The organism is Limnohabitans sp. 2KL-3 (assembly GCF_001269405.1).
GTDB lineage: Bacteria > Pseudomonadota > Gammaproteobacteria > Burkholderiales > Burkholderiaceae_C > Limnohabitans_A.
In genome coordinates, this window is sequence record NZ_CXON01000017.1 from 65,108 (window position 1) to 87,137 (window position 22,030).

The 22,030-nt window shown below is 59.6% G+C and carries 18 protein-coding genes and 1 pseudogene; 3 read left to right on the top strand and 16 right to left on the bottom strand.

Going from position 1 to position 22,030, the window contains the following annotated elements; all coding sequences use genetic code 11:
* Positions 1-42 precede the first annotated feature (42 nt).
* The 5 genes from AMM41_RS22390 to AMM41_RS17200 form a co-directional block, all read right to left on the bottom strand.
* The gene (locus AMM41_RS22390) at positions 43-165 is read right to left on the bottom strand and encodes a hypothetical protein (RefSeq protein WP_255350448.1); all 123 of its coding nucleotides are present in this window, start codon (positions 163-165) and stop codon (positions 43-45) included.
* A 150-nt stretch (positions 166-315) separates the two neighbouring features.
* Entirely contained in the window at positions 316-1,269 is a 954-nt protein-coding gene (locus AMM41_RS17185) for an alpha/beta hydrolase (RefSeq protein WP_089962095.1), read from the bottom strand.
* A gap of 139 nt (positions 1,270-1,408) precedes the next feature.
* Positions 1,409-3,517, bottom strand: coding sequence for an acetoacetate--CoA ligase (locus AMM41_RS17190; protein WP_089962099.1), 2,109 nt, complete (start codon positions 3,515-3,517; stop codon positions 1,409-1,411).
* A gap of 84 nt (positions 3,518-3,601) precedes the next feature.
* Positions 3,602-3,937 (bottom strand): hypothetical protein, encoded by a 336-nt coding sequence (locus AMM41_RS17195; RefSeq protein ID WP_089962034.1) that lies wholly within the window; start codon positions 3,935-3,937, stop codon positions 3,602-3,604.
* A gap of 5 nt (positions 3,938-3,942) precedes the next feature.
* The gene (locus AMM41_RS17200) at positions 3,943-4,509 is read right to left on the bottom strand and encodes a cob(I)yrinic acid a,c-diamide adenosyltransferase (protein ID WP_089962038.1); all 567 of its coding nucleotides are present in this window, start codon (positions 4,507-4,509) and stop codon (positions 3,943-3,945) included.
* A 198-nt stretch (positions 4,510-4,707) separates the two neighbouring features.
* On the opposite strand from AMM41_RS17200, the gene AMM41_RS17205 reads away from it, so the two are divergent.
* On the top strand, positions 4,708-6,135 hold the full coding sequence (locus tag AMM41_RS17205) for an FAD-binding oxidoreductase (protein WP_089962042.1): 1,428 nt from the start codon (positions 4,708-4,710) through the stop codon (positions 6,133-6,135).
* 31 nt (positions 6,136-6,166) lie between these two features.
* Here AMM41_RS17205 and AMM41_RS17210 read toward each other — a convergent pair whose 3' ends face one another.
* Positions 6,167-7,336, bottom strand: coding sequence for a benzoate/H(+) symporter BenE family transporter (locus tag AMM41_RS17210; protein WP_089962102.1), 1,170 nt, complete (start codon positions 7,334-7,336; stop codon positions 6,167-6,169).
* 597 nt (positions 7,337-7,933) lie between these two features.
* Between AMM41_RS17210 and iaaH (AMM41_RS17215) the strand changes: the two genes are divergently transcribed.
* Positions 7,934-9,343 carry an indoleacetamide hydrolase gene (gene iaaH / locus AMM41_RS17215; RefSeq protein ID WP_089962045.1) on the top strand — a complete coding sequence of 470 codons (1,410 nt, stop codon included), beginning with the start codon at positions 7,934-7,936 and terminating at the stop codon, positions 9,341-9,343.
* On the opposite strand, the gene AMM41_RS17220 is transcribed toward iaaH (AMM41_RS17215), so the two are convergent.
* Entirely contained in the window at positions 9,334-10,113 is a 780-nt protein-coding gene (locus AMM41_RS17220; protein ID WP_089962048.1) for a helix-turn-helix transcriptional regulator, read from the bottom strand. The genes iaaH (AMM41_RS17215) and AMM41_RS17220 overlap by 10 nt on opposite strands.
* Before the next feature lie 178 nt (positions 10,114-10,291).
* Between AMM41_RS17220 and AMM41_RS17225 the strand changes: the two genes are divergently transcribed.
* Positions 10,292-11,248, top strand: a complete 957-nt coding sequence (locus AMM41_RS17225; protein ID WP_089962051.1) for a Bug family tripartite tricarboxylate transporter substrate binding protein — start codon at positions 10,292-10,294, stop codon at positions 11,246-11,248.
* Between the two features lie 62 nt (positions 11,249-11,310).
* Here the strand turns inward: AMM41_RS17225 and iaaH (AMM41_RS17230) are convergent, their stop codons facing one another.
* From iaaH (AMM41_RS17230) to AMM41_RS17270, 9 genes and pseudogenes are all read right to left on the bottom strand, one after another.
* Positions 11,311-12,876, bottom strand: a complete 1,566-nt coding sequence (iaaH, locus tag AMM41_RS17230; RefSeq protein WP_089962055.1) for an indoleacetamide hydrolase — start codon at positions 12,874-12,876, stop codon at positions 11,311-11,313.
* A 168-nt stretch (positions 12,877-13,044) separates the two neighbouring features.
* Complete coding sequence (locus AMM41_RS17235) at positions 13,045-13,779, bottom strand: response regulator transcription factor (protein WP_228769334.1); 735 nt, start codon at positions 13,777-13,779, stop codon at positions 13,045-13,047.
* 97 nt (positions 13,780-13,876) lie between these two features.
* On the bottom strand, positions 13,877-15,640 hold the full coding sequence (locus tag AMM41_RS17240) for a hybrid sensor histidine kinase/response regulator (RefSeq protein ID WP_089962064.1): 1,764 nt from the start codon (positions 15,638-15,640) through the stop codon (positions 13,877-13,879).
* 3 nt (positions 15,641-15,643) lie between these two features.
* Positions 15,644-17,383, bottom strand: a complete 1,740-nt coding sequence (locus AMM41_RS17245) for an ATP-binding protein (protein ID WP_089962066.1) — start codon at positions 17,381-17,383, stop codon at positions 15,644-15,646.
* Between the two features lie 6 nt (positions 17,384-17,389).
* Positions 17,390-18,307: a ParB/RepB/Spo0J family partition protein gene (locus tag AMM41_RS17250; RefSeq protein WP_089962107.1), complete on the bottom strand. Its 918-nt coding sequence runs from the start codon at positions 18,305-18,307 to the stop codon at positions 17,390-17,392.
* Positions 18,308-18,309: 2 nt separating this feature from the next.
* Entirely contained in the window at positions 18,310-18,894 is a 585-nt protein-coding gene (locus tag AMM41_RS17255) for an RBBP9/YdeN family alpha/beta hydrolase (RefSeq protein ID WP_228769335.1), read from the bottom strand.
* Positions 18,895-18,915: 21 nt separating this feature from the next.
* Positions 18,916-19,686 carry a ParA family protein gene (locus AMM41_RS17260; protein ID WP_089962071.1) on the bottom strand — a complete coding sequence of 257 codons (771 nt, stop codon included), beginning with the start codon at positions 19,684-19,686 and terminating at the stop codon, positions 18,916-18,918.
* 15 nt (positions 19,687-19,701) lie between these two features.
* Positions 19,702-20,319, bottom strand: a complete 618-nt coding sequence (locus tag AMM41_RS17265; RefSeq protein WP_089962074.1) for a LysE family transporter — start codon at positions 20,317-20,319, stop codon at positions 19,702-19,704.
* 32 nt (positions 20,320-20,351) lie between these two features.
* Positions 20,352-20,967 (bottom strand): annotated as a pseudogene (locus AMM41_RS17270) (LysE family transporter).
* Between the last annotated feature and the right edge of the window lie 1,063 nt (positions 20,968-22,030).

Consider the following 22,030-nt stretch of genomic DNA (forward strand, 5'->3'; position numbering starts at 1 on the left):
ATGATACAACGCATTCAAGTTCTTGTATTTAAATGAATATTTTCAGAATTTGATAACAACCAGGAATTTCAATGGCGTGGTTTTACCGACCTGGCGCGGACCGGTAAGGAACACCATTTTGTGGGCCAGATCGGCCTGCACACGGTCATCAAGGTAGCGTTTCACGCCGCCATTTTTCGACTTTTTTACAGGACTTTGACAAATAGTCGCGACTTTTATTCAAAGTACTGCATAAAAGTCGTAAATCTGGTGCGGCAGTACCCATGTCGCACCAGGGCCAAAACAGGCCCAGCCCCCCTCAGCGGCGCCACCCCCTCAGCGCACCCGGTCCACCAACTGCTTCATCAAGTTGGTCACCGTTTTGTCCGCACTGTTGATCGAATAGACCTCGGACATGTGGCTGTGGCCTATGAGTTTGTAGAGGCCCGGGCATTTGCCAGCCTTGCACAAGGCGGTGTTGAGTTGTTCGCTTTGGCGATGGAAATCGGGCGGGTCCAGCTCGGCATAGGCCAACAGCAAGGGCACCTTGGCCGCCACCAGGCCGGGCACGGCCGATCGGGCAGGGTATTGCGCGGCGTCTTTGCCAAAGTAGGCTTGCAGGGGCGGGTTGGAATCTGCCGTTGACGGGTCAAAGAGGCCCGAGAGCAGAACGGCACCGGCCAGGCCCGAGCCAGGCACGACATGGAACTGCGGGTGCGCCACGTATTGCGCCACATGGGCAGCACCGGCTGAATGGCCCATGAGGATGATGCGTTGGGGGTTGCCACCGCTGGCCGCGATGTTCTCGCGCACCCACTTCAGGGCGGACTGGATGTCTTGCTGCGCCGCTGGCCAGGGGTGGGCTGGGGCCAGGCGGTAGGTCATGTTGACGCCGACCATGCCCTGGCGCACGGCCCACAGCATGATGTTGTCGTAAAACGGGCTGTCACCGGTGCGGCGTTCGCCACGCATGAAGGCACCGCCATGCACGAACACCAGCACAGGCTGGCCCGCTTGCGGTTTGTCGGGGGTGAACACGTCCAGCAGGTTTCGGGCGTCGGTGCCATAACGCACGTCGCGACGCACCTGCACGCCCGCATAAGGCTCGCGCTCGGCCAGCGGGGCATAGAGTTTTTCGGTGGGCGGCGGCGCGACAACCGGGCCGATTTTGAGCAGTTCAGCGGCGATCTGTGGCGAGACGACCGAAGGCACTTCGACGGTTTTTGAAGCGGGGACGGCGGCGCATCCTGCCAAAGACAAAGCCACGAGGGCTCCGAGAAATGTACGCATGAGGCGGTCTCCTGTGAATTCGGGGCGATGTGGGGTGATGTGCAAAACGCCATCGCGGCGAGGGCGCCGCTCCCACAAAAAAGCGTTATTGCAATCACCATCGGACCGGCTCAATGGCCAGATCAAAAGCGCCTGCGGATCAAGCCTTGGCCAAATGCCGTTTGGCCAGAGCCACATACCAATCCAGACACCCTGGGTTGGCCATGGCGTCCTTGTTGACCACCTTTTCGAGTGGCTGACCGAGCATGAGTTTCTTGATCGGCAGCTCCTGCTTTTTGCCGGACAAGGTGCGTGGGATTTCGGCGACCTGGAAGATCTCGTTCGGGATGAAGCGCGGGCTGAGCGCCACTTTGATGGCGTTGTTGAGCTTGGCTTGGAGCGCGTCGTCGAGTGTGGTGCCGGGGCGCAGCACCACAAACAGGGGCATGTAGCTTTCTTTGCCCAGGTATTCCAGGTCCACCACCATCGAGTCCATGACTTCAGGCAGCGCCTCGACGGCGCTGTACAGCTCGCTGGTGCCCATGCGCAGGCCGTAGCGGTTGATGGTGGCGTCGCTGCGGCCAAAGATCACGCAGCCTTCACCTTGGCCCTTGGTTTCTGGGTCACCACTGCCGATGCGCAGCCAGTCGCCGTGCCGCCAAACACCGCCCATGCTGGCCGGGCCGTCACCGCCACCGGGCATGCGGCCGTGGCCTGCGGGGTACATCTCGAAGTAGCTGGCCAAGTAGCGGGCGTTGTTCTGGTCACCCCAAAAGTACAGCGGCATGGACGGGATGGGCTGGGTGCAGACCAGCTCGCCCACTTCGCCTTTGACCGGCTCGCCCGCTTCGTTCCAGGCCTCGACCGCGCAGCCAAGTTCGCGGCATTGCATGACGCCTGGTTCTTGCGGCAGCTCGCGGTGGCCGCCCAAAAAAGCCCCGGCAAAGTCGGTGCCGCCCGAGATGTTGCACCACCAAATGTCGGTGCCGATGTTCTTGAATTGCGTTGTGCCCCAGCTTTGGGTCTCGGGCGACAAAGGCGATCCGGTCGTGCCCAAGGCACGGACCCCCGACAAGTCGCCGCAGCGCGAGATGTCCACGCCTCCCTTTTGGCAGTTGGCAAAAAAGGCCGCACCCGCGCCGAAGAAACTCACCTTCTCATGCGCGGCCAAGCGCCACAAAATGCCCCAGTCGGGGTTGTCTTTGCTGCCGCCGGGGTTGCCGTCGTAAATCACGCAGGTCACGCCGTTGAGCAGGCCCGCGACTTGCGCATTCCACATGACCCAACCGGTGGAGCTGTACCAGTGAAAGCGCTCGCCCCAGCTGTTGGGGTGGTAACTGCAGCCGATGTCGTTGTGCAAAATTTTGTTGGCCAACGCCACGATCACGGTGCCGCCGTGGCCATGCACGATGGGCTTGGGCAAACCGGTGGTGCCGCTGGAATAGACGATCCACAGCGGGTGGTCAAAGGGCAACCACATCGGCTCAAAGGCCTGCACGGCGGCATCGTCACGCGTGGTGATGGTGGACATCTGCACGCTGGCACCCACGGCGCAATGGGCCAGGTCGAGCGTGCCCAGGTTGTCGTGCACGATGACGTGTTGCACGCTGGGCAGCGCGTCACGCAGCTCTTGCACCACACCCATGCGGTCAAAGTCGCGCCCGCCGTAGCTCACGCCGTCCACCGCAATCAATACTTTCGGCTCGATCTGCTTGAAGCGGTCGAGCACGGCGTGGGTGCCCATGTCGGGGGCGCAAATGCTCCAGACACCGCCCACGCTGGCGGTGGCCAAAAACGCCACCATGGCTTCGGGGATGTTGGGCAAATAAGCCGCCACCCTGTCCCCCGGTTGCACACCCTGGGCCTGCAGGTGCAGCGCCATGGCCGCCACCTGGCGGCGCAACTCGGGCCAGGTCATTTCGCGGCGCAGGCCTTTTTCGTTGTGGCTGATGACGGCCAAAAACCCCGCCCCATGCGCGGGCTGCACATGCCGAAACACCTGTTGCGCGTAATTGGTCTGGGCCCCCGGGAACCACTTGGCCCCCGGCATGACGTTGCCCGCCAACACCGCCGTGTGCGGCGTGGGCGACTGGAAATCGAAATAATCCCAGATGCTTTGCCAAAACGCATCGAGCTCGGTGACCGACCAGCGCCAGAGGTCGTTGTAGGTGTCAAAGCTCAGGCCGCGCTCATCGCGCAGCCAGTTTTGGTAGAGCCTGATCTGGGGCAGATAGGGGGCAGAAGCGGTGGGTCGTGTCGCGGTGTTCATGGGCTCCAGCGTATCAGCGGCCATGCACCGCTGTCACGCGCCACAAGACCGAAACATGCACCTAAGTGACAGTGCGCACAAGACTCAAGCCGGCGACTTTTCGCAACGGCCCTGACCCGTGGCTTGGCCCCGAAAATCACTTTGCCATTGCAGCGCGGCCAGATCGATCTGGATGCGCTCGTTGTCGACCGCAGTCATCACACCGCTGGGCAAGAGAGAAAAGCCATAAGGCTCCACGCCGTCGATGCGCAAACGGCGCACGGCTTTGGCGTCCCAGTCGATGCGCACCTCACGCACCCAGGTGCTGCGCTGCGGCATGTAGGCCACCGCGCAAGTCAGGACCACCGACGAGGGGGCCGCCAAGGCCGAGCTGAACGCTGCCAAGCTCAACAGCCCCAAACTCAGGGTGTGGCCAAGCATGCGCATCAAGCCGCCGGGTCTTTTTGCATGCGCTGGCTTTTCCAGTACACGTCGTCGCCGCCGTTCATGCGGTTGAGCACACGGGCCAGCACAAACATCAGGTCCGACAGGCGGTTGAGGTATTGGCGCGGCGTGTCGTTCAAGGCTTCTTCGTTGCCCAGCGCCACACACGCACGCTCGGCGCGGCGGGCCACAGTGCGGCACACATGGGCTTGCGACGCCCCGCGTGTGCCGGCTGGCAAGATGAACTCTTCGAGTTTGGGCAGCTGGGCGTTGTACTTTTCGAGGGCCTCGTCCAGGGCCGCCACGGCCTCATCTTTGAGCAGCTCAAAGCCGGGAATGGACAGCTCGCCGCCCAAGTTAAAGAGCTGGTGCTGCACCTCGACCAGCACCTCGCGCACATCGGCGGGCATGTCTTCGCACAGCAGCAAACCGATGTGAGAGTTCAGCTCGTCGACCTCGCCCATGGCGTGCACGCGCAGGCTGTTTTTGGACACGCGCTGGTTGTTGCCCAGGCCGGTGGTGCCGTTGTCGCCGGTGCGGGTGGCGATTTGTGTGAGTCGGTTGCCCATGGAATTGCTCTCTTATTGTGTTCGCTCAAGCGTGCAGGGTCAAAAATCGCCCACAGGGGTGGGCTCCTACAAAGAGGGTTGATTGTCGACCAAGTGGCTGCAACTTGTCTGACAGCGGACAGCAAGGCCTGTATTTGCGGCGTAAACTGCCGTTCAGCATGTCTGGCGGCCTTGCCCCGCCACCACCGGAGACACTTTATGAACGCCCCCACCCCCGCCGCCCACTTGGCCCCCGAAGTTGCGCAACGCGCCGTACCCGAAGCGTTTTTGGCCGCTCTCAAGGCCCGATTTGGTGACAACTGCTCCACCGCTCTGGTGGTGCGCGAGCAACACGGCCGCGACGAGTCGGCCTTCACCCATGTGCCACCACCGGCAGCGGTGGTGTTTGCCGAGTGCACACAAGACGTGGCCGATGCCGTGAAACTGTGCGCCGAGCACAAAGTACCCGTCATTCCCTTTGGCGTGGGTTCGTCACTCGAAGGCCATTTGCTGGCGGTACAAGGCGGCATCAGCATCGACCTGATGCGCATGAACAAAGTGCTGGCCATCAACGCCGAAGACCTGACGGTGACGGTGCAGCCTGGCGTGACGCGCAAGCAGCTGAATGAAGAGATCAAATCCACCGGTCTGTTCTTCCCGATCGACCCGGGTGCCGACGCCACCATTGGCGGCATGAGTGCCACCCGCGCCAGCGGCACCAACGCCGTGCGCTACGGCACCATGCGCGAGAACGTGCTGGCCCTGGAAGTGGTCACCTCGTCTGGCGAAGTCATCCGCACCGGCACCCGCGCCAAAAAGTCGAGCGCCGGCTACGACCTCACACGCCTGATGGTGGGCAGCGAAGGCACGCTGGGTGTGCTCACCGAAGTCACCGTGCGCCTGTACCCCCTGCCCGAAGCCATCTCGGCGGCCATTTGCTCTTTCCCCAGCATCGAAGCCGCTGTGCACACGGTCATCCAAACGATTCAGCTGGGTGTGCCGATTGCACGGGTGGAGTTGCTGGACCACAACAGCATACGCATGGTCAATGCCTACGCCAAACTGGGCCTGCGCGAAGAGCCCATGTTGCTGATGGAGTTTCACGGCTCACCCGCTGGCGTGAAGGAACAAGCCGAGACGGTGCAGGAAATCGCCAGCGAGTTCGGTGGCAACGCCTTTGAATGGGCCACCACCCCCGAAGAGCGCACGCGCCTGTGGACGGCTCGGCACAACGCCTACTTTGCCGCAGTGCAAAGCCGGCCTGGCTGCCGCGCCATCAGCACCGACACCTGCGTGCCCATCAGCCGCCTGGCCGATTGCCTGCTCGACTCCATCACCGAAACCGATGCCAGCGGCATCCCCTACTTTTTGGTCGGCCATGTGGGCGACGGCAATTTCCACTTCGGCTATTTGATCGACCCCAACAACCCCGAGGAATGCGCCACGGCCGAAGCTTTAAATCAGCAACTGGTCAACCGCGCCCTGCGCTTAGGGGGCACCTGCACCGGCGAGCACGGCATTGGCCTGCACAAGATGGACTTTTTGCGCACTGAAACCGGCGAAGGCGCGGTGGACATGATGCGCACCATCAAGCGGGCGCTGGACCCGCACAACATCATGAACCCGGGGAAAATTTTCTCGATGTGATGCCCAGCGGGTTTGCGCAGGCAAAGCCGCTTCAGGCTTTGCGTGCCGTCAAGGCCCACAGTGCCACGATGCCCACCAGCAGGCCCCAAAAAGCCGCCCCCACCCCCGCAATGCTCAAACCCGACAGGGTCACCAGAAAAGTCAGCAAAGCCGCATCGCGGTGACCCTCGTCTTTCATGGCTGTGGACAAACTCGACGCGATGGTCGAGACCAAGGCCAAGCCGGCAACGGCCAACACCATCGCCTTGGGAAATGCGGCCAGCAAGCTGACGATGGTGGCACCCGCCAAGCCCAAAAGAATGTAAAAAATGCCTGCTGCTGCCGAGGCCGTGTACCGTCGTGTGGGATCGGCATGCGCCTCACGGCCCATGCAAATGGCCGCTGTGATGGCCGCCAAATTGAGCGCATACCCGCCAAAGGGGGCCAACAGCAAGGTGACCCCGCCAGTGACGCCGATCACGGGCGAAATCGGCGTGTTGTAACCCGCACTGCGCTGTGCGGCCACACCGGGCAAATTTTGTGATGCCATGGTCACGATGAACAGCGGCAAGGCCACACTGACCATGGCACCCAGACGCCAATCAGGTGACACCCAGACCGGCGTGGCCCACGCCCAGGCGATCTGGGCCACATTCAATTGACCCTGCAAAGCCGCCACCACCATGCCGACCGCCAGCACACAAGGCACCGCCCAACGGGGGAAAAAGCGACGGCCCATCAGGTACGCAGCCGCCATGCTGAGCACCAAGACCGGGGCTTGACCGACAGCCCCCACCGCATCCAGGGCAAAGCGGGCCAAAACCCCTGCCAACAAGGCACTGGCCAAAGCCAAAGGAATGCGTGCCATCCACCGCTCAAACAGGCCGCTGTAGCCCACGCCCATGATGAGCAACGCACTCACGATGAAGGCCCCTGTGGCTTCCGGCAGGGTCACGCCCTGCGTCACGGCCAACACCGCCGCACCGGGCGTTGACCAAGCCGTCAACACCGGTTGCCGATACCAAAGGCTCAAGACCAAACTGGTGCCGCCCATGCCCAAACCCAGGGCCCACATCCAGGAGGCCATTTGCGCCTCGTTGGCACCCAGGGCCTGTGCCGCCGCAAAAACAATGGCCGCTGAACTGGTGAACCCCACCAGCACAGCCACAAAGCCAGCAACGACCGTGGACAGCGACACATCGCGCAGCCATTTTTTCAACATGGGTTTTTTCTCACAGAAGCCTTGCACCAGGCACGAGGATTTTTTGTCCTCGCACACCTCACCGCTAGGTGCAGGGTTCTGCAGCAAAACGGGCATCGCTGAAGTATGGCACTGCGCGGTGCGCCGTTTGCTCGCACCCGCAAAGCAGCTACCGGGATCGACAGACTCGGAATGCCGACGTTTTTGTCCGGCCCCTTGAAGTTTTAAAAGCCCCTCATTTTGCGCGCCATGCGGTTATTTTTGTTGCTGTGGGAGCCCACCCCTGTGGGCGATGGCTTTTGTTTTGTGGGAGCCCGCCCCTGTGGGCGATGGTTTGCAGGGCGTGTGCCACGCCCATCGCCCACAGGGTGGGCTCCTACAAAAACACATCCTTTGCCTGCAGCACAAGGCTTCAATGGGCCGGATCTGCAGGAGTACCGATGTGGGTGCCAGGGTCGGTGAGAAAGAGACAGGTGGCCAAGGTGTCACATGGCCACCCACACCGACGAGCACGGTATGGGCCTGCACACGATGGATTTTTTGCACACCGTCATTGATGGGGGTGTTCAAGTTTTCAAAGGCACCCTAGAGTCAGCCGTTTTTGATGCTTGACGCCTTATGGACCCTCTCGAACTCACGCTGCTGGAAGCGGCCGCAGCGCTGCGCACGCGAAAACTCGGGCACCTGGAGTACGTCCAGGCCTTGCTTGCGCAAACCGAACGGCTGACCTCTCTGAATGCCTGGATCAGCCGCGATCCTGAAGGCCTGGTCCTGCAAGCCAAGGCCTTCGATCAGGCCTCGAGTGCACCATCTGAACATCTCCCTTTGGCGGGCATACCTGTGGCCATCAAGGACAACATCGACACCGCCAATCTGCCCACCAGTGGTGGCACTCGGGCCTTGCTCGCATCCAGGCCCCAGCGCAATGCGGCTGTGGTCGAGCGCCTGCTTCAGTCGGGCGGCTTGATCGCTGGCAAAACCAATCTGCACGAACTGGCCTTGGGCGGCACCACGAACAACGCGGTCACGGGTGCTTGTCGCAACCCCTGGAACGCCCTGCGCGTCCCGGGTGGCAGCTCAGGTGGATCGGCCGTGGCCGTGGCTGCGCGCATGGTGCCCGCCGCCTTGGGCACTGACACAGGTGCCTCGGTTCGCCTGCCTGCCGCCTTGTGTGGTGTGGTCGGGTTCAGACCCAGCACAGGCCGCTATGCATCACAAGGCCTCTTGCACCTGTCACCCACCAAAGACACCGCAGGGCCCATGGCCCGCAGCGTTGCCGACGTGGCCTGGCTGGACGGTCTTTTGGCAAAAGACCGCCTGCACATGCCAAACGTGTCACTCAAAGGCCTGCGTCTGGGCATTCCGCGCGGGGACTTTTTTGAAGGCGCTGACCCGCAAGTTCTGGCGGTCATTGAGCAAGTGCTGGATACGCTGGTCGCTGAAGGCGTTGTCTGCGTGACACTGGATGTGCCAGACCTGAAACAGCACAACGATGCCACGGGATCGACCTTGGTGATGTTCGAAATGATGCAAAGCCTGCCCGCTTATGCCAAGGCACAGGGCTTGTCGATGGACGCCCTGCTGGCAGGTGTGGGCAGCCCGGACGTGGCCCTGCTTTTGTCGCGCCAATTGGGCCGGGGACGCGTCACGGCGACCGCTTATGCTGCGGCACAGGCCCGTCGCCAGAAACTGCAAACCGCCTACGCCAAGCATTTTGCTGTCCACCGCCTGGATGCCTTGGCTTTCCCAACCTGCCTCATGACGGCCCCACCCATAGGTCACGACGAGCTGGTGGATTTGCATGGGCAAGCCTTGCCCACATTCAAAACCTTGATCCGCAACACAGACCCTGGCAGCAATGCCGGACTGCCTGGCATCAGCCTTCCGGCGGGTTTGACGGCCGAGGGCTTACCTGTCGGTCTGGAGTTGGACGGCGCTTTGGGCTCGGATCGCCACCTTTTGGCTGTGGCGGCGGCCATTGAGCGGGTTTTGCCAGCGCTGCCGCGGCCACCGATGGTTCAGGCCTGATGCAAAAGCTGCCCAATGTGGGCAGCCAGTTTGTTGCGCCCCTGAACGCCGAGTTTTTCAAACGCGTGGCCCAAGTGATAACGCACGGTGGTAAAGCCAATGTGGAGCTGCCGCGCAATGTCCTTGTCTGAGCAACCGTTCAGGCAAAGCAGCACCACATCGGCCTCGCGCTGGCTGAGCTGACAAGGACCGCTCAACAAGCGGCGCAGCTCGGCTTCGTCATGGCCCAACCATGTGGTCTTGGTGGATTCATCGGTGTCCAGTCGGCTCATTGCGGCCGTGAACACGGGCGCGAGGATGTTGAGGCAGGCCATGTCTTGACGGCTGAAGTCGTCTCGTCCCCTCGCCCGGTAAATGACCAAATCGCCCAAACAGTCATCACCACGGTAGGCGTACAGGTTCACGCCCCAGTGAATACCGTCCTGACGCAGGTGGTCGTTGTAAAACTCGGAGCGCTCCAGCTCTTGCACTGAACACACATCGCTGACCCGTACCGGTGTGCGCATGGCCTGCAAGCGCGGTGTGATGGGGTCGCAAAACTGAAAGTGCTCTTCATAAGCCCGGATTCTGGACGGCTTGACGTTGTACGAAGCGCAGATGGCGTAGCGATGGGTGGTGGCATTCCATTGGCGAGACACCAGATGATCGGCCTGCATGAACTGGGCCAGGGGTTGCGCCAAGGTCTGGAGCAGTTGTGCTTTCGAGACGTCCGAGGCCATCACCGCGCACAGGTCTGCCAGCATTTTGGATCGTTGTGTGTTCAGGTACATGGGGGGCTTCTCACAAGCACTTCAAGTTAACAAATGCAAAGGCAAGGTCAAGAGAGATTACCCGCTGTCTGGGCGCCTTGAACTTGACCAACCGTCAATTTTGAGGGTGTTCGCTGGCGGCAGAAAACCCTAAAGTCATCTCGTGTGTTTTTTAACTTTTGAACCTCAAGGATGCGCGATGAAAACGAAACTCTGGTTGGGCAGCGTGTTGCTGCTGTTGTCTGGGCTGGCGCAAGCCAACGACCCGGTGCCCCTCAAAGTGTTGGTGGGGTTTGGCGCAGGCGGCTCGGCCGATTTGGCCGCACGTCTGCTGGCCGAACGCCTCAAGGACGAATTGGGCCGTCCTGTGGTGGTTGAAAACCGCGTGGGTGCGGGTGGCCGCATCGCCGCTGAAGCCTTGAAAAATGCCCCGCCCAACGGCTCCACCGTCATGCTGGCACCCATTGTGGTTCCCGTGCTGGCACCGCTGGTGTTCAAGAAACTCAACTACGACGCGCAAAAAGACCTCGCACCTGTGGCGCACATTGCCGACTTCCAGTTTGGGGTGTCCGTCAAGGCAGACAGCCCGATTCGCAGCATTGCGGACTTGGTGCCCGTGGTCAAAAAGAATCCCAAAACCGGCTCATTTGGTTCACCCGCCCCAGGCAGTTTGCCGCATTTCTTTGGCGTCATGATCGGCCAAAAGACCGGGCTCGATTTGACCCATGTGCCCTATAACGGCGGCGCGCAATTGATGACGGCCCTCATCGGCGATCAAGTCACGCTGGGCATTGACACCTTGGTGGACCAAGGCGAAATGCACCGCGCGGGCAAAAGCCGCATCCTGGCCACCTCAGGCCCTCAGCGCAATGCCTTGTTTCCGGATGTGCCCACGCTTCGTGAGTCGGGCTTCAAGGATTTGGTCGGCGTGGGCTGGTTTGCCTTGTTTGCACCGGGCGGCACCGATTCCGCACAGATCGCCTCTCTGAACGCCGCCGTGAACCGCGCTTTGAAAAACCCGGCCCTCAAGGACCGCTTCACCAAAATGGGCCTGGAAATCGGTGGCGGCAGCCCGCAAGACCTTCAAGCGCTGATCAGCTCAGAAACTGCCCGCTGGGCACCTGTGGTCAAGGCCTCGGGTTTCACGGCAGACTGAGCTGCCGCTCAAGCGCGCATTTAAAAGGCCAAGCGGTATGGATTCGCTTGGCCTTTTTTGCATCAGATCGCGGGCGCTTTCACCGAACCCCAAACCGCTTCAATGCCCATGCCAATGGCCAGCAAATCGGTGTCCGAGCCCAAGGGGCCGTCGATTTGCATGCCGACGGGCATACCGCCTGCCGTCAAACCTGCGGGGATCGACAGGCTGGGGATGCCGGCGTTGGTGCAGGGGTCGGTGTTGAATATGCAAGTGCTGAAGGTGTCACGCGCAGTTTGTTTCGCCACACCGCCGACGGTGTAAGGAAGTTTTCCTGCACTGGAGCCTTCCACCGCATCGATTTTGGGGGCGGTCACGATGGTTGTCGGGAACAACACACACGCCACGCCTTGTGCGGCAAAGTAGTCTTTGTAGAGTTTTTGCAGTTGTGCACGGCCACCTGTGGTGGGAACCATGGCGGCGGCATAAGCGGCGGCAAACACATCCCCTGCAATCGCACCAAATGCACCCACCACATCAGGGCTGGCCAAGCCGGCCTGCACTTGTGCAACGGTGGTGACGGGCGCGCTGTTGGCGCTCAAGTAGGCAGGAATGGCTGCCACCGGTTCGTGCAAGGCAATCGGGAATGACATGGTGTCATTGAGGTCCATGATGCCCACCAAGTCGGCGTCCACAAACACCACGCCCGCATCGGCCAGCTTTTTCTTGGCTGCATCAGCCACTGTTCTGACGCTGTCATCGAGATCCGTCCAGAAGGCGGCAGGAAGACCGATCTTCAAGCCTTTGAGTGCCTTGGCCGTGGGTACCGCACCGCCCGTGATGACGGCATCGAGCAAGGCCAGGTCGGCCACGGTGCGGCCCATGGGGCCCACGGTGTCGCGTGTGGTGCTTATGGGCAAGGCGTCAGTTGCCGTGTCAGGATAACGGCGACCTTGGCCTGCGCCATCGCCCACCGAGGGGCGAAAGCCCGCAATGCCGCAGAACGACGCCGGCACGCGGGTTGATCCACCGGTGTCGGTGCCCAAACCTGCAGGGGCAAAGCGTGCGGCCACGGCAATGGCTGTTCCGCCCGATGAACCACCAGGAATGCGGCTGAAGTCGTAGGGGTTTTTGCCAGGGCGGTTGGCTGCTTTGGTGATGGGGTCAATGCCCAGTGTGAAGTTGGTGGTGGTGATGCCAAAGGCCCACTCGTGCAGGTTGGACTTGCCCAAAATGATGGCCCCTGCATCCAGCAGCTTTTGAACAGAAGGCGCATTGGTTTTGGGCTGGAAATTGCGCAGCGACGATGTGCCGCCCGTGGTTTTCATGCCTTTGGTGTTGATGTTGTCTTTGACCACAATCGGCAAACCCGCCAACGCGCCCAATGTTTTGCCTGCAGCGCGGTCTGCATCGACTTGCTTGGCTGCGGCCAATGCACCCGCCTCGTCAAGACTGATCATGGCGTTGAGATCAGACAATGACTTGGCGCGGTTGATCAGGTTGGCAACATAGTCAGTTGCCGTCATCTTGCCCGCCTTCAAGGCGGCAACCGCTTCAGAGGCCGTCAAGTTCAGTTGTTCGGCTGAAGTCAGTGTGGTGCTGGAATTGCCACCACAAGCCGTCAGGCTTGCGCCAACACCGCCCAGCATGGCCGCAGCAGACACGGCTCCCGTGTTTTTAAAGAAATTCCGACGTGATGTGTTTGTAGGCATGGAGGTCTCCTTTTAAGGTTGAAACGCCTGAATGGGCGTTGACTCCATGCTAGAGACGCGACTGGAGAGCGACCATCCTTGGTTTTCAGGAGGCCTGCATGCCCTTCATGGCCTGAGTTTGTGCACCAGCGCGGCCCGGTTGCTCACGCCCACTTTGCGAAACGCGTTTTCCAAGTGGGTGCGCACGGTGGTGGTGGAAATGTGCAGCGCCCGGGCAATTTCCTTGTCGGTCATGCCCAACATCACCAGACGAGCGGTGTCTTGTTCGCGCGTGGTCAAGCGTTGCGACAAGATGTTCAAGGTCAAGGCCTCGGGCTGACTGGACCTTTGCGCACGGGCGAGTGCCGTCACAAAAGCCGGTTGCAGCATGTCAAGCAAACGCATTTCGTCGGGTGTGAAGTTATCCCGGCGCTTGTCGCGCCAGATGCGCATGTCACCCAGGTTTTGGCCCTGGTGCCAGGCATAAAGGTTCACGCCCCAGTACAAGCCGTCTTTGTTCAGGAAGTCGTTGAAGAATTCGGTTTTCTTCAGTTCTTCGATGGGCAACACATCGGTGGCACGCACCGCCACCTGGTAACGCTGCATGAGGGGTGTGATGGGGTCATGGAACTGGTAATAGCTTTCATAGGCCCGCAGGTTCATCGGGTCCATGTTGATCTGGATGGGCTGGGCAAAACTCTGGCTGCCGGGCTGCCAGACAAAGCTGGCGTAGAACTGCGCCCCGAGCAGCTGCATGACCAAATCACCCATGATCTCGCGGATCTCGGTTTCTTCGTGCGGCTCGGCCAGGGTTTGCATGATCTGGCCAAGCAGTGTGGTTTGTTTTCCGGTCAGGTACACGGGCCCTTCTCCTTGGCTTGTGGGTCTTTTCGTATTACAAGGTGATCTGGCACCGGTGCACAGCGGGTTTACATCCTCCTGAAAATCAAGGAGGCGTTCACAACCCTCTTGTTGATGAGCCACCCACCAGGCATTGCTCGATCTTGCTGCACAGCACCGCCGGTTCAAAGGGTTTGAGCATGACGTCACTCAGACCTGCCGACTTGAAGGCGGCCAAGTCCAGGGGGTTCACATTGGCGGTCAGCCCCAACACCGGCACGTCACGCACTCGGGGCAAAGGGTCTTGCCGAATGACGCGTGTTGCATCAATGCCATCCATGACGGGCATGACCATGTCCATGAGCACCAGATCCACATGTTTTTGATGCAAGGTGTCCAAAGTACTTTGCCCGTCCAGCGCCTCCAGCACCACGCTGAATGGCCAGGCGTTTTGCAACACTTGCTTGAGCAGCAAACGGTTGACCGGATGGTCATCGGCCACCAAAAAAGTCCAGGCCTTGTCTGAACTGAGCACACGCAGATGCACCGAAGACAATTTTTGACCCGGTGCCTCCTCGGCCGTCAAGGGCAGGCGCAACCAAAACCTTGAGCCCTGGCCCGGTTCGCTTTCAAAGCCAATGTCACCTCCCAGCAAGTGCGCCAGTTTTTGCGAGATGGCCAAGCCCAGGCCGTTGCCGCCGTACAGGGTTTGCGTATCACTTTCGGCTTGGCTAAAGCGCTTGAAAATTTGGGCTTGTCTTTCCTTGGCAATGCCAATGCCTGTGTCCTTGACCGAAAACTCCACACCCGGTGCTTGCCAACGCACCTGCAGTTGCACCGCACCCTGGTGGGTGAACTTGAGGGCATTGCCCAACAAATTGACCAACACCTGCATCAGGCGATGGCGGTCGGTGTGCACCCAGGTGGGCAGGGCATCATCGAGCACCAGGCGGTAGTCGATGTCCATGCTTTTCACGCGGGGCTTGAACAGCTCAAAGGCATGCTCCACCGTTTTTCGCAGCTCAAAGGTTTCGGGGTGGGTGACCAGTTGACCGGCCTGCAGCTGGGAATAGTCCAGGATGTCGTTGATCACCGTCATCAAGTGATCGGCCGATTGGTGGGTGTGGTTGAGCACCTTGACCGCTTCGGGTTTGTCCCGGACACGGGACAGCAGCAGCGCATTGAAGCCCAAAATGGCATTCATGGGTGTTCGCAACTCATGGCTGACGTTGGCAATGAAATGCTCACGCATCTTCAACGCCATCTCCAATTCCTGACGCTTGGTTTCCAGCTCGGTTTGGTAAAGCAGGCTTTGGCTCAAGGTGGCTTGGTAAAGGCGGTCATAGATCAGCGGCACAATGACCAGCACCCCGGTCACCAAACTGAAGGTCATCCAAGACGACACCGCATGCTCGACACCCAAGACATACGGGGGTGTCCACCCCACCCAATTGGCCCAGCCCATGCCCAACTGAGCCAACCACACCAACACCAACCAGACAGCCCCTGCCCGACGACCCATGATGTAGAACGGCGTCAAGGGCAGCACCAACATCCAGGCCAAGCGTGGCGACGAAACGCCCCCTGTCGTCCAAGCGGCGTATGCCAGCACACACAAGCTGGTGGTGGTGCCGATGTGCACCGCCCAGTTCAGGGGCATTCCACGGTCAATCAAGACCAGCAGCAGCAACAAGACCCCGGCCATCAACAAAAACATGGGTGTGGCCGTTTGTTGCAGGTTCGTCACCACATGCAGCAAGAGTACGCCAATGATCAAAAGGCCAAACAGGAACACATAGGGCATCTTGCCCTGGCGGTAACTGGCAGGCAGTCGGGCGACGATTTGTTCAAACCGTGAAGGGGCGGCCTTGTCTTGGTGCACGGTTCAGGCCCTCGCTTTTCGAATGTGCCGACTCACGCAACGCACCAAGATTTCGGGGTCCATGGGTTTGTCCAGCACCTCATCCATGCCTGCATCGAGACAGCGTTGTCGGTCAACCGGGTTGGTGTTGGCTGTGAGCGCCAAAATCGGCATGCGGGCCGTGATGGCCGGAAATTGTTGGCGAATTTGTGCCGTCAATTGCATGCCATCCATCTCGGGCATGATCATGTCGACCAAGGCAATGTCAAAGCTTTGAGTGTCCAACAAGCTCAGCGCTTGTGCAGCCCCGTCTGCGGTGACGATCTGCGCTTTGGGCCAGCACTTCTTGAGCTGCAAGCGTGCCACCATCAGGTTCATGGTGTTGTCATCGACCACCAGAATGCGCAAGGCCTCGTCTTGCAAACTGTCCGAAGATTTGGGGTGCGCTTCTGAGGGTGTGCTCGCGGCTTGAAGGGGTATTTGGAACCAGAACGTGGCGCCATGGCCAGGCTCACTTTGAAGCCCGATCTGCCCCCCCTGCAAATTCACCAGTTTCTCGCAAATGGACAAGCCCAGTCCTGTCCCACCATAAGCGCGGGTGGTTTGGATATTGGCATGCTCAAACCGTTTGAAGATCTGGCGATGCTCTGCGGGCGCGATGCCGCGACCCGTGTCGGTGACTTCAAAGCGCAACTGCCCCGACTGAACGGCAATGCGCAAATGGACCGCTCCTTGGTCGGTGAATTTGAACGCGTTGTCGAGCAAATTGCGCAATATTTGAAGCAGTCGCTGACGGTCTGCATGCACCCGCTTGGGCACACCATCCTCCATCTGGCCTGTCCAAGTCAGGCCTTTTTCCTGCGCCCGGGTCTGGTGTGTTTGCAAGGCCTCTTGCATGAGGGGTTCCACATCAAAATCCACCGCGTGGACCCACAATTTACCGGCCTGAAGTTGCGAAAAATCCAGAATGTCGTTGACCACTTGCAACAGGTGCGTGGTGGAGCGGCGAATGTGGTCCACCACCTCCACTTGGTCAGGATGGTCCGCCAACTCCTGACGCAACACACTGTTAAAACCCAAAATGGCGTTCATGGGCGTGCGCAGCTCATGTCCCACCGCCGCCACAAATTCATCCTTGTGGGCCTGTGCCTGCAACAAGGCCTGGTGCGTGGCCTTGAGTTCTTCGTTTCGTCGATCCAGTTGCTGACGCTGCCGGTCGTGCAGGTGATCGTACAAAAAAACCGCCAACATCAAATTGCCAGCGACCAAAGCATTGTTCATCAATGACCATGGCACGGCTTGTTGCGTGATCTGGACATGGTCACCCGACCAGCCGCTCAGGGTGGCCACCAACAAACCCGCTGTGAGCGACAAGGAAATGACAACCCAGATCAAGGTGGCCATCGGCCCCAACAGCAGCAGCACTGGCACCGACAGCACATTGAGCCACACCATGCCCATGGAATTGACGCCCCCAGACGCCATGGCGTTGTGGGCGACCATGGTGGCGCTGATCAATGCGGCACCATGCACAACGGCCGCAAAATACCGCGGCCGGTAGGCCAAGGGAACCAAAGCCACCATGAGCACCGTGCAGGCCAAATTGATGCGCCGATCGTAATACCCCGACGGCATGAAGAAAAAAAGCAGCGAGCTCAGCCCAATGGCCAGCAAAAAGATGACCAGCAGGTTTTCTCTGGAAAACAAGGTTTTGCCGTCAGCCTCCGAGCCCGCCGGCAATGATGAAGCACCCTTTCGAAGCATGGGGCTTCAGCTGGCTTGTCCGCGCAATCGGTCAATCAAGCCATTGAGCTCTTCGAGTGAGCCAAACTGGATGCTCACCTCGCCCATGTCTTGCATCTTGCCCAAACGTTTGACCCGCTTTTTGATGCGCACCTCGACCTGAGCCATCAGGGCATCTGACAACTCTTCCTCGACCCGGCGGATGTCCCCTGACTTTTCGGTGCTCGATTTCCGGGGTGCTGGATTCGCATCGTTGCCCAGTTTTTTGACCAGCACCTCGGTCTCCCTGACCGAGAGCTTTTTGGCTGCAATCTGGTTGGCCGCTGTGATTTGCTGGGCCTTGTCCAAGGCCAACAAGGCCCTGGCATGGCCCATGTCGAGATCACCCGCCATGAGCATGCTTTGCACAGGATCGGCCAAATTGAGCAAACGAAGCAAGTTGCTGGCTGCGCTGCGTGAACGCCCAACGGCTTGGGCCGCCGCTTCGTGAGTGAGCCCAAACTCTTTCACCAAGCGTTGCAGGCCTTGAGCCTCCTCCAAAGGATTGAGGTCCTCGCGCTGGATGTTTTCAATGAGCGCCATGGCTGCGGCAGCCTCGTTGGGCACATCCCGCACCAGCACCGGAACCGACTCCAGACCGGCCAGACGCGAGGCGCGAAAGCGCCGTTCGCCAGCAATGATCTCGTATTTGCCAGCGTTGTCGCCCTCGGTGAGCTGCCTCACCAAAATGGGCTGCATGATGCCCTGCGCCTTGATGGACTCGGCCAACTCGTACAGCGCCCCTTCGTCCATGCGCGTTCGCGGCTGGTAAATGCCCGCCACCATTTGGTCAAGCCTGAGCTGATGGGGCGTGCCGGTTTCGGCCTCAAGTGGCGCATCGGCCACTTTGGGGCCCAGCAAAGCTTCCAGTCCACGGCCAAGGCCTTTGGGTTTTTTGGTGACCATGGTCATTCTTTCAAGAGGGTTTGCAAAAGCGCATGACCTTGTGGCCATGCACCCCAAAAGGTGTCAACCTTGAGGTGTTCAAACGGTTCGCCCAGAACCCATCGCGCACCCCAATTTTGAGCCATCTCATGGGCTCGGTCGGTGCGGCAATGCGGGTCATTCTGGCAACCCACCAAAACGCTGGGGAAAGGCAAAGTCTGCCGCACAATGGGTGCCCAGCCTGGCAAATGCTCATGCAGCTCGGATGCCTCCACATCGGCGGGCGCGACCAGCAAAGCCCCCCGAACACGCGCCGTATGGCGAGAAAAAGAGGCCCATGCGGCCACCAAAATGCATCCCAAACCGTGCCCCAGCAGCACCACGGAACCGGGTGCATCGACAATGACTTCATCCAGTCGTGCAAGCCAGTCACCACGGCGAGGCCTTTGCCAATCGTTTTGTTCCACCACGGTATAACCATCACGCTGCGCCCAAAGCGTTTGCCCATGTTCAGGGCCGCTGCCCTGCCAACTTGGCAAGATCAAGACGCTGGCTGGCTCAGCCTCGGGCCGCAGCCCGGAACGTGCGTCGCCGCTCAATGTGTTCATGGACATCACTGCGGACACCCCTCACAGCACAGGGGCTCGTTGAATCATTTCCCGCGCAAACTCCACATAGGCCAGACTGCCTTTGGCCGATGGGTCAAACACCACCCCTGGAACGCCATAGCTGGGCGCTTCGGCCAGCCGCACATTGCGAGGGATCACGGTGTCAAACACCTTGTCTCCAAAGTGGGCCTTGAGTTGGTCACTGACTTGCACCTGCAAGGTGATGCGCGGGTCAAACATCACCCGCAACAAACCAATGATCTTCAGGCCCTTGTTCAAGTTGGCGTGCACCTGCTTGATGGTGTTGACCAAATCGGTCAGCCCTTCCAGCGCAAAATATTCACACTGCATCGGCACAATGACCCCGTGGGCGCAACACAGGCCATTGAGGGTCAGCATGGACAGGGAAGGCGGGCAATCGATCAACACAAAATCGTAGTCGGCATCCACGGATTGCAGGGCTACTTTCAGTCGCTGGTCACGGTGCTCCAATTGAACCAGTTCGACTTCGGCCCCTGCCAATTCACGGTTGGCACTGAGCACGTCGTAACCGCATTTTTCGGCCTTGACGACCGATTCGGCCACTGACGCCGATTCGAGCAACACATCGTAGACGCTGAGCTCGACCTGCCGTTTGTCAATGCCCGACCCCATGGTGGCATTGCCCTGCGGGTCCAAATCGACCAGCAAAACGCGCTGACCCAATTTGGCCAAGCCAGCGGCCAGATTGACGGTGGTGGTGGTTTTGCCAACGCCACCTTTTTGGTTGGCAATGCAGAAAATGTGGGCCATATGAAGGTGTCCGAATTATTTGGAAATGGCCAGCTTGAGACCGAAACCCACCAGAAAAACACCCGCCAGTTTTTCCAAAATGCGGCCGATGCGCGGATTTGAACGCATGCGCTCGGCCAAGTGGTAAGTCAACAAGGTCATGCCCAAACCGTACAAAAACGTCAAGGCCGCGATGGTGGCGGCCATGACGCCAAAACTGATCCACCCCAAGTGGGTTTTTGGGTCAACAAACAAAGGAAAGAACGCCATGTAAAACACAATGGCCTTGGGGTTCAGCAAGGTGATGACCACCGCTTGCTGAAAAAAGTCGCGCGGGCGTATGTTGAGCACGGGCGCGTCACCGGGTTTGGCAGACAACATCTTCCAGCCCAACCAGGTCAGATACAAGGCACCCATCCATTGCACTGCCACAAATGCGGCAGGGTATGTGGCCAAAACCGTCGCCACACCGGCCACCGCCAACCACATTAGCACCTGATCACCCACGATCACGCCCAAGGTGGCACCCAAGCCACCAGCCATGCCCCCTTTGCCTGTGGAGGTGATCAAGGCCAAGTTACCCGGCCCAGGAATGGCCAGAAACAACACAATGGCGGCGACAAATGCACCGTAATCAGAAATACCAAAAAACATACAACACTTTCGTCAGAAGTTCAGGTTTTGACTTACTTGACCAGCACCATCTTGAGTCCAAAACCGATCAGACCCAAACCGGCACATTTTTGCAAAAANCCCCGCCACTTTGGGCCTTGCCCGAATGCGTTCGGCCATGGTGTGCGTGACCGCCACCACACCCACACAATAGGTCAGTCCCAAGACGGCAATGGTCAATGCCATCACCACAAAAGTCAGCACGCCTTGATGTTGAACGGGGTCGATGAACTGCGGGAAAAAAGCCAGATAAAACAAAATGGCCTTGGGATTCAGCAAAGTGATGAACAGGGTCTCACGAAAATAATGCCCAGGGGTGATTTTCACGCTTGGCCCTGTACCCGGCTTGGCCACGATCATTTTGACTCCCAACCAAGTCAAATAGGCCGCCCCCATGTATTGCAAGACCATGAAAACGCTCGGATAGGCCTTGAGCACGGCCGCAACACCTGCCACTGTGAGCCACAACAAAATTTGGTCACCCAGCAAAAGTCCCAGAACCGATGCCAAACCACCCGACAAACCACCCAAAGTGGTTGAGGTGATCAAGGCCAGATTGCCAGGACCAGGCAAGAACAACAGCAATAGAAACGCTGCTGAAAAAGCGCCGTAATCCGAAATACCAAACATGTGAGCTCTTTGATAACAAGACCTTGAGTGTAAATGCCACATGTGCGCTTTGACTCGTCTTTTGTTGTTTCACGTGAAACAAGTCTGCGTTTGACTGGCGTTTGCACATTTTCAAACCGATGTGCGGTGGCCTATCAAGTTCGAATGATTCATCTCTTATGGATGAATCCGGCCCGATGACGTCTGTATGAACGGTATTTTGTAAAAGTGATGCCCTTGTCGCGATGAAGCCTCGCTGACCACCCCCCATCGCCCCGAGGGCGGGGCTCCCACATTTTGTAGGAGCAACGCCCTCGTCGCGATGAAAGCCTCGCAGACCACCCCCCATCGCCCCGAGGGCGGGGCTCCTACATTTTGTAGGCGCGACGCCCTCGTCGCGATGAAAGCCTCACAGACCACCACCCATCGCCGAGGGCGGGGCTCCCACATTTTGTAGGAGCGGCACCCTCGCCGCGATGGATCCTCGCTGACCACCACCCATCGCCCCGAGGGCGGAGCTCCCACATTTTGTAGGAGCAACGCCCTCGTCGCGATGAAAGCCTCGCAGAACACCACCCATCGCCCCGAGGGCGGGGCTCCCACAAGGATTGTTGGAGCGGCACCCTCGCCGCGATGGAGCCTCGCAGACCACCCCCCATCGCCCCGGGGGCGGGACTCCCACATTTTGTAGGAGCGGCACCCTCGCCGCGATGGAGCCTCGCAGACCACCACCCACCGCCCCGAGGGCGGGGCTCCCACATTTTGTAGGAGGGGTGCCCTCGTCGCGATGAAAGCCTCACAGACCATCACACATCGCCCCGAGGGTGGAGCTCCTACATTTTGATAGGGGTAGGAAAGGCCAAGGCCTCCCCTCCCTCCGAACCGTGCGTGCAGTTTTCCCGCACACGGCTCTCCAGTCAGTGGTTTCCTCATCGGGATTGGCTCGCTTGCATTCGGGCCTGCGTCATGGTGAACAGCCCCAACTGCGCGAAGTACTCGTTTGGCCAGCGTTTGTGATCAACTTGGCTCTTCCCCATCCCCGGGCTCTTTTGCTGCTTGCGCAGCATCGCCCTCAACCTCCTGC